This window comes from Pseudomonas sp. B424 (genome assembly GCF_055408345.1).
Window position 1 is genome coordinate 1 of the sequence record NZ_JBUZTL010000061.1, and the last position, 2,007, is coordinate 2,007.

Genomic DNA, 2,007 nt, shown 5'->3' on the forward strand with positions numbered 1-2,007 from the left:
TATCGTAACAATGCTAGATGCAGGGGAACAGACTCTAGAAAATATGGCAGCATCAAGAAAAACTGCCATTGATATAATAGCAGAGGCAATGAACCAAACAAAGAATACGCTTGAGGCACTTGATTATTCTGGAAAGGTAGAAGTTGAAATCAGGAAAAATCTCAGCATACTGAGAGAGCTACTGATGACTGGCGATCTATAGTCCCCTAGACTGGGCGAATTAGCACAGGAGGTTGGCCTTGGATTAGGGGAGCCTACAGAATTCGGAAAAAATCGTACGCTAAGGTTTTCTGATCAGTCGTAGGCTCGCCAGTTTGATGTATTCCGTTCCTGGCCCAGCCAAACCTATCGGTCTTCGCGGGTGTGCCACAGGCGCAGTAGGTAGATAGTGGAATCCACTATCTCGTAACGCATCTCGTAATGGCCGATCTGAATTCGGCGCACATCCCGTGGATCGAATTCTTCCAGGCGTTCGCCAATGCGCGGGTTGGCCAGCAGCGTGGAAGGTGCGGCTGTGAGTTGCTGCACTGTTCGTGCGGCGGCAGGCTGATTCACCGACGCCAGAAACTCATACAACCGGGAAATGTCGGAAAGCGCCTTGCTTGTCCACTTCAACTCCATCAGCGCGGTACCGGCAACGGAGTGTCAGTGCTGAGGCTTTCAGCCCAGGCCTGGACAGCTTGATGATCGATCACGCGACCAGCATCCACATCGGCCAATGCCTCACGGGTCAGGCGACTACGTTCTTCTTCCTGGTCTATCCAGGCGGCCAGAGCCTGCTTGACGATCCAGTTCTTGGAGCGTTCCAGGCGCTCAGCCATCAAATCGACCTTTTCGGCCAGTTGCACAGGGACGTGAGCCGTGACGGATCGGGTTTTCGCGGTGGTTGCCATGATGGGGTTACTCCTAATCAATGGTAGGTACAAGGTGCATGCTCTGCCGGCGTTCAGTAACCGCCGCTTCCGATGCCATCCGGCGCAGAGTGACGGCATGTTCGCTGGCCTGGCGGGCACCGGCCTCATCGCCATTAGTTTTGAGCTTGTTGGCCTGCCATTCAGACGCTTCAGCGCCGGCAAGTAACGACGTGGCCAGCGTTACTTTTGGACGAGACTTTTCACGCTGCTCCTGCGCGCCTCGCTGACGTTCGACAACCTGCGCGGCCTCGTTGGCCGTGATACGCAAGTTGGTGCGAGCAATGTCAAAGCTGCCATCGGCGTTTGTGGCCTCGGGCGCTTCGAGGCAGGTTTGCATCGAATCCACTGCCGTCAACAGCTTGTCGATCTGCTGCAACAGCTCGGTTCGTTCTTGGTCATTCTTCATGGAGCGTCACTTCTTCTTGAACTTGATGTCGCCTGAGCCGGCAACGGAATGGTCGCGGGTCGGCGGGTTACCGCGCACCACGATGTCACCGGAACCCGCCACGCGTGCCTTCACTGAGTCGCTGACATAGGCGTCGATATCACCGGAGCCGACTACCGACAGTTTGGCGGACGTAGCGACCAGCTCGCTGGCGTCCACGTCGCCCGAACCGGCTATCTCGGCGTCCAGAAGACCCACGCGACCAAAGGCCGTGATATCGCCCGAACCTTGGATGCCTAGATCGAGGACGGTCTGCTGAAGGTCGTACAGGGTCACGTCGCCACTGCCCTTGATGCGGATACTGGGGGCTTCAGGCAATGCGATTCCAACGATGCTTCGCCCCTTGGACTGCATAGTGACGCCGCCGTGGCGTCCACCGACATTGATCGTTCCGCCCACGAAAATGTTGCCGGTACCAGAAACGTGAATATTGCCCCCATAGCCGCTAATGGAAATGCCCTCCTGCTCGATGATCAGCTTGTCACCCTCGAAGCGGGTCTTGATGTTACGAATGGCTTCCACGTTTTCCCCTGCCACGACCAGGTGCGCTGATGACGAGCGAAAGAACACAACATCAACCGCCCCCTTGATCACAATTTTGCTAACTGGGTGGATGGGGCGCTCTTCCTTCTCGTAGTTGGCAGCACG

The 2,007-nt window shown here is 56.2% G+C and carries 5 protein-coding genes; 1 reads left to right on the top strand and 4 read right to left on the bottom strand.

Annotated elements, in window-relative coordinates:
* Positions 1-202: hypothetical protein (locus ACZRMS_RS26185; protein ID WP_463997634.1), on the top strand; the 202-nt coding region annotated here is incomplete at its 5' end.
* Positions 203-345: 143 nt separating this feature from the next.
* On the opposite strand, the gene ACZRMS_RS26190 is transcribed toward ACZRMS_RS26185, so the two are convergent.
* The 4 genes from ACZRMS_RS26190 to ACZRMS_RS26205 form a co-directional block, all read right to left on the bottom strand.
* Positions 346-621, bottom strand: coding sequence for a type II toxin-antitoxin system RelE/ParE family toxin (locus ACZRMS_RS26190; RefSeq protein WP_095003315.1), 276 nt, complete (start codon positions 619-621; stop codon positions 346-348).
* Entirely contained in the window at positions 621-893 is a 273-nt protein-coding gene (locus ACZRMS_RS26195) for a CopG family ribbon-helix-helix protein (protein WP_016502318.1), read from the bottom strand. Before ACZRMS_RS26195 ends, ACZRMS_RS26190 begins: the two co-directional genes overlap by 1 nt.
* A gap of 13 nt (positions 894-906) precedes the next feature.
* On the bottom strand, positions 907-1,320 hold the full coding sequence (locus ACZRMS_RS26200; RefSeq protein WP_016502319.1) for a hypothetical protein: 414 nt from the start codon (positions 1,318-1,320) through the stop codon (positions 907-909).
* Between the two features lie 6 nt (positions 1,321-1,326).
* On the bottom strand, positions 1,327-2,007 hold a 681-nt coding region (locus ACZRMS_RS26205; protein ID WP_463997635.1), incomplete at its 5' end, for a GIN domain-containing protein.

Coding starts and splice junctions, on each gene's coding strand:
- ACZRMS_RS26195 (WP_016502318.1), bottom strand. CDS start 893: ATGGCAACCACCGCGAAAACCCGATCCGTCACGGCTCACGTCCCTGTG.
- ACZRMS_RS26190 (WP_095003315.1), bottom strand. CDS start 621: ATGGAGTTGAAGTGGACAAGCAAGGCGCTTTCCGACATTTCCCGGTTG.
- ACZRMS_RS26200 (WP_016502319.1), bottom strand. CDS start 1,320: ATGAAGAATGACCAAGAACGAACCGAGCTGTTGCAGCAGATCGACAAG.